This is a genomic window from Burkholderia sp. LMG 13014 (assembly GCF_905232215.1).
Classification (GTDB): domain Bacteria; phylum Pseudomonadota; class Gammaproteobacteria; order Burkholderiales; family Burkholderiaceae; genus Burkholderia.
Genome location: NZ_CAJNKE010000446.1, coordinates 1 through 4,961, shown reverse-complemented (window position 1 = coordinate 4,961; position 4,961 = coordinate 1). Strand labels below are relative to the sequence as shown.

The 4,961-nt window shown below is 69.5% G+C and carries 4 protein-coding genes; 2 read left to right on the top strand and 2 right to left on the bottom strand.

The features are described 5' to 3' along the window. On the top strand, nucleotides 1–380 hold a 380-nt coding region (locus JYJ84_RS28270; protein ID WP_275890746.1), incomplete at its 5' end, for a chemotaxis protein CheB. A gap of 55 nt (nucleotides 381–435) precedes the next feature. Continuing rightward, nucleotides 436–1,503 carry a diguanylate cyclase gene (locus JYJ84_RS28265; protein ID WP_174958520.1) on the top strand — a complete coding sequence of 356 codons (1,068 nt, stop codon included), beginning with the start codon at nucleotides 436–438 and terminating at the stop codon, nucleotides 1,501–1,503. Nucleotides 1,504–1,537: 34 nt separating this feature from the next. Here the strand turns inward: JYJ84_RS28265 and JYJ84_RS28260 are convergent, their stop codons facing one another. Next, on the bottom strand, nucleotides 1,538–3,787 hold the full coding sequence (locus JYJ84_RS28260) for a bifunctional diguanylate cyclase/phosphodiesterase (protein ID WP_175221550.1): 2,250 nt from the start codon (nucleotides 3,785–3,787) through the stop codon (nucleotides 1,538–1,540). Between the two features lie 338 nt (nucleotides 3,788–4,125). Next, nucleotides 4,126–4,961 (bottom strand): LysR family transcriptional regulator (locus JYJ84_RS28255; RefSeq protein ID WP_205189743.1); only part of this gene is annotated, 836 nt, incomplete at its 5' end.

Here is a 4,961-nt window from a genome sequence, read left to right as displayed (position 1 = left end):
GCGAAGGCGACCGCCCGCAGCCGGGCGTCGCGCTGCTGGCGGCGACCGACGACCACCTGCGCATCACGCGCGCCGGCACGCTCGAATACACGCGCGAGCCGGCCGCCACGCCGTATCGCCCGTCGGTCGACGTCTTCTTCAACAGCCTGACCGAGCACTGGCCCGGCCGCGTGATCGGCGTGCTGCTCACGGGGATGGGCCGCGACGGCGCGATCGGCCTGAAGGCGCTGCGGATGAAGGGCTACCACACGATCGCGCAGGACGAGGCGACCAGTGCCGTGTACGGCATGCCGAAGGCGGCCGCGACGCTCGGCGCGGCGCGCGCAATCCTGCCGCTCGGGCGCATCGCGGGCGAGCTGGCGGCGCTCGCGCGGATCTGAGCCCGATGAGCATGCGCAACACCCATGCCGGCCCTCGCCCCAACCTGCATCGACCATGACCATTGACCTGACTCGCCCGCCAGGCGGCTCCTACACGCCGCCCGCCGACGTGCCGGCGATGGTGCTGCTGGTCGACGACCAGACGATCGTCGCGGAAGCCGTGCGGCGCGCGCTCATCGACGAGGAAGGGATCGATTTCCACTACTGCCCGCGCTCGGACGACGCGATGGCCACCGCGATCGAGACGCGGCCGACCGTGATCCTGCAGGACCTCGTGATGCCCGGCACCGACGGGCTGAGCCTCGTGAAAGCGTACCGGACGAATCCGGCGACGCGCGACGTGCCGATCATCGTGCTGTCGACGCAGGAAGAGCCCACGATCAAGAGCGCCGCGTTCGCGGCCGGCGCGAACGACTACCTCGTGAAGCTGCCCGACCGCATCGAGCTCGTCGCGCGGGTGCGCTACCACTCGCGCTCGTACATGAACCTGCTGCAGCGCGACGAGGCCTATCGCGCGCTGCGGCAATCGCAGCAACAGTTGCTCGAAGCCAATCTCGAGCTGCGCCGCCTCACGCATTCGGACGGCCTGACCGGGCTGTCGAACCGGCGCTATCTCGACGAATACCTCGCCGCCGAATGGCGGCGCGGCACGCGCGAACGCAGCGAGCTGTCGCTGCTGATGATCGACGTCGACAATTTCAAGCTGTACAACGACACGTACGGCCACGTGTCGGGCGACAGCGTGCTCAAGCAGATCGCGTCGACCATCGAGCGTTGCCTCGGCCAGTCGGGCGATCTCGCCGCGCGTTTCGGCGGCGAGGAATTCGCGGTCGTGATGCCGGCGACGTCGCCCGGCGCCGCGCGGCTGCTCGGCGAAAAGATCCGCCTCGCGGTCGAGGCGCTGCGGCTGCGGCACGCGCATTCGTCGACGGGCAACACCGTGACGATCAGCATCGGCGGCGCGAGCATCGTGCCGATGCCCGGCCTGCCGACCACCCTGCTGATCGAAGCCGCCGACCGCGCACTCTATCGCGCGAAGCACGAAGGCAAGAACCGCGTCGAGATCGATACAACGCCGATGACGCCGGGCTCCGGCGGCTTCGGCGTGCCGCGCATCGACTGAACGCCGAACACTGAACGCCGAACGCGCGCCGCGCTTACACGGCGCCGAGCCGGCGCGCGTAGTCGCGCGGATCCAGCGGGCGGCTGAACAGATAGCCCTGCTGCATGTCGCAGCCGATCTGCTGCAGGAACCACGACTGCGCCTGCGTCTCGACGCCTTCGGCCGTGACCTTCATCCCGAGCGAATGCGCCATCGCGACCACGGCCTGCGTGATCGCCACCGAGTCGTGATGATCGGGCACGCCCGACACGAACGAGCGGTCGACCTTCAGGTTGTGCAGCGGAAAGCGCTTCAGGTACGCGAGCGACGAATAGCCGGTGCCGAAATCGTCGACCGAGATCCGCACGTTCATGTCCGTGAGCGCCTCGAGCATCGGCAGCACGGTATCCGTGTCGTTCATCAGCAGTCCTTCGGTAATCTCGAGCTCGAGCGCGGACGGATCGAGCCGCGTCTGCGCGAGGCAGCGATCGACCGATTCGACGAGCCCTTCGTGGAACTGCCGCGGCGACAGGTTGACGGCCAGCATCAGGTCGGGCGCGATCGTGCGGCGCCATTCGGCCGCCTGCCGGCACGCGGTTTCGAGCACCCACTGGCCGATCGCGACGATCAGCCCCGTATCTTCCGCGACCGGAATGAACTCCGCCGGCGACATCGGCCCGAGCTCGGGGCTCGTCCAGCGCAGCAACGCTTCGGCGCCGACCGTGCGGCCGCTGCGCGCGTCGACGACGGGCTGATACGCGAGCCGCAGCATGTCCGACGACAGCGCGCGCCGCAGCGACTGCTCGATCGCGAAGCGGCGCTGCAGCCGCAGGTTGAGTTGCGCGGTGAAGAACGTGAAGTGGTTGCGGCCGCGCTGCTTCGCGTCGTACATCGCCGAATCGGCGTTGCGCATCAGCGTGACGGCATCGTCGCCGTCGCGCGGCGCGACGCTGATCCCGATCGATACGCCGAGCCAGTATTCGTTGTTCGCGATTGCGAACGGCTTCGCGATCGCTTCGATCACCTCGCGCGCGAGCACCGCGAGCCGGTCGGGATCGTCGCAGTCCTCGACCAGGATCACGAACTCGTCGCCGCCGACCCGCGTCAGCGCGTACTGGCCGCCCCCACAGGCCGACAGCCGCGCCGCGACGCTGCGCAGCAGCGCGTCGCCGGCTTCGTGGCCGGCCGTGTCGTTGACCTTCTTGAAGCCGGCGAGATCGATGAACAGGATCGCGACGCGTGCGGGCCCGCCCGCCGCATCGTGTCCGCCGAACAGCTCGCGCATGCGGTCGCCGAGCCAGCGGCGGTTGTAGAGGCCCGTCAGCGCATCGCGCGTCGCCAGGTAGCGCAACTGCTGCTGCGCTTCGCGCACCGGGCCGATGTCGTTGAACGACACGAGCACCGAGTCGGCCTGCTTTTCGCCCGGCTTCACGATCGGCACCGCATTGCCGCGCACCCAGATGACGTCGCCGTCTGCGAGCCCGAAGCCGACCGTGTAGTCGAGCATCGGCGTGGCCGTCTCGAGCGCGCGCCGGCTCGGCCATTCGTCGGGCGCGATCGGCGAGCCGTCCTCGTGCAGCTTGCGCAGGATCACCGTCGACAGCCGGCGGCCGACGAGGTCGCCGTGCACGCGCATCATCCGGTTCGCGCTCGGGTTGCTCGCGACCACGACGCCATCGCGCGACACGACGAGGATCCCTTCGTGCAGGCTGTTGACCAAGAGCCGGTGATGTTCCTCGCTGCGCGCGAGCTGTCGCGCGATCCGGTCCTGGTGCACCGCGAGGCCGACGCTGTTGCCGATATCGCGCAACAGCGCGGTTTCCTCGTCACCCGGCCGGCGCGGCGTGCGGTGATAGACGGCGAACGCGCCGAGCACGGCGCCGCTATCGTCGAGAAACGGTACCGACCAGCAGGCGCGCAGGCCCAGCGGCAACGCGATGGAACGGTAGTCGGCCCACAGGGGATCGGTTTCGATGTCTTCGACGGCGACCATCCGGCGCAGGTACATCGCCGTGCCGCACGAGCCGGCCGCAGGGCCGATCGACGCGCCTTCGATCGCCGCGCTGTACTGCGCGGGCAACGACGGCGCGGCGCCGACGTGCACGTGCACGCCGTCGGTATCGAGCAGCAGGATCGTGCATGACGCACCGTCGCCGAGCAAAGCTTCGGCACGCCGGCAGACTTCGACCAACAGCTCCGGCAGCGGTGTATTGCGCGTGATCAGCCTCAGCACGCTTTGCTCGGACGCAAGCACTTCCGCCGCGAGCCCGAGACTGTAACGAGAACTTTGCGGTTCGGTATTCAAGATGAATCCTGCCGTCTGTCCGATCGGGTCTGATGCGCCCGATTCGTTTTCGATCCTTCGTGCCGTTTTTCGCCCCGGGTTTACGCCGATACCCGGTGCGCCCCGTGAAGCGCGCGGTGCCAACACGCGCCGAAATACATTTAACACCAATCCGTGACACGCCGGGGCATCCGCGCGCATCAGGGGTTACGCGCGGTCCGGGCGATGCTGGCTGCCGGCAGTCAGCTTGCCGAAAGACTGACACGCGGCGCGACGGCCCGGCGCAAGGCCGTTCGTGGCACACGCCGCGTTCGCAATCGATTCGTCAGATTCTGGGGGCGCCCCGGCACCGTTCGCGTTCATGCGACCGCGCCGGGATCCGCGCGTGTTACGGCCTTCAACGCGTCGATCGCCGCAGTCACCGACACGCTCGCGGGCGCCGCATACAGCGCGCCGACCGTTTCAGGCATCGTCGACAGCTTCAGCGGCAACCGGCCGATCCGCTCCCCTGCACGCTCGGCCAACTCGAACGCGCGGGCCGACTGCACGAACAGGCACGGCGACTGCTCGGCCACCGCGCGGTTGGTCTGCCATGACACCGATTCCATCAGCACGGACGGCGGCGCCAGGCCCGCCTTCGCGAACTCGGCGTCCAGCGCCAGGCGCGCGGGCGACCCGAGCGGCGGCGCGATCCACGGGAACGCGGCCGCGTCGCGCCAGCCGATCCGCGCACGCCTGAGCAGCGGATGGCGCGGCCCGCACACGACGATGATGTCGTCGCGGTACAGCGGCGCGACGTCGAGCCCCGCGCTCAGCGCCGACGCATCGAGCCGGCACACGAGCAGGTCGAGCTCGCGGCGCTGCGCCTGCGCGAGCATCCGGTCGAGCGTGTCCTCGCGCACGTTGAGCTGCACCGGACGGCCGGCTTCCCGCAGCCACGCCAGCGCACCCGGAATCAGTTGCGGCGCCATGTTCGGCAGCAGGCCGATCGTCACCGGGCGGCCGGTGCCGGTGCGCAACGCGTCGAACGCGGGCGCGACGCCGCGCATGTCGGTCAGCACGCGGCCGATGCACTCGAGCAGCGCATCGCCGTAGGCGGTCGGCGCGACGCGCCGCGACGTGCGCTCGAACAGCGGCAGGCCGAGCGATTCCTCGAGCTCGCGCAGCCATTTCGACAGCGCGGGCTGCGTGATCG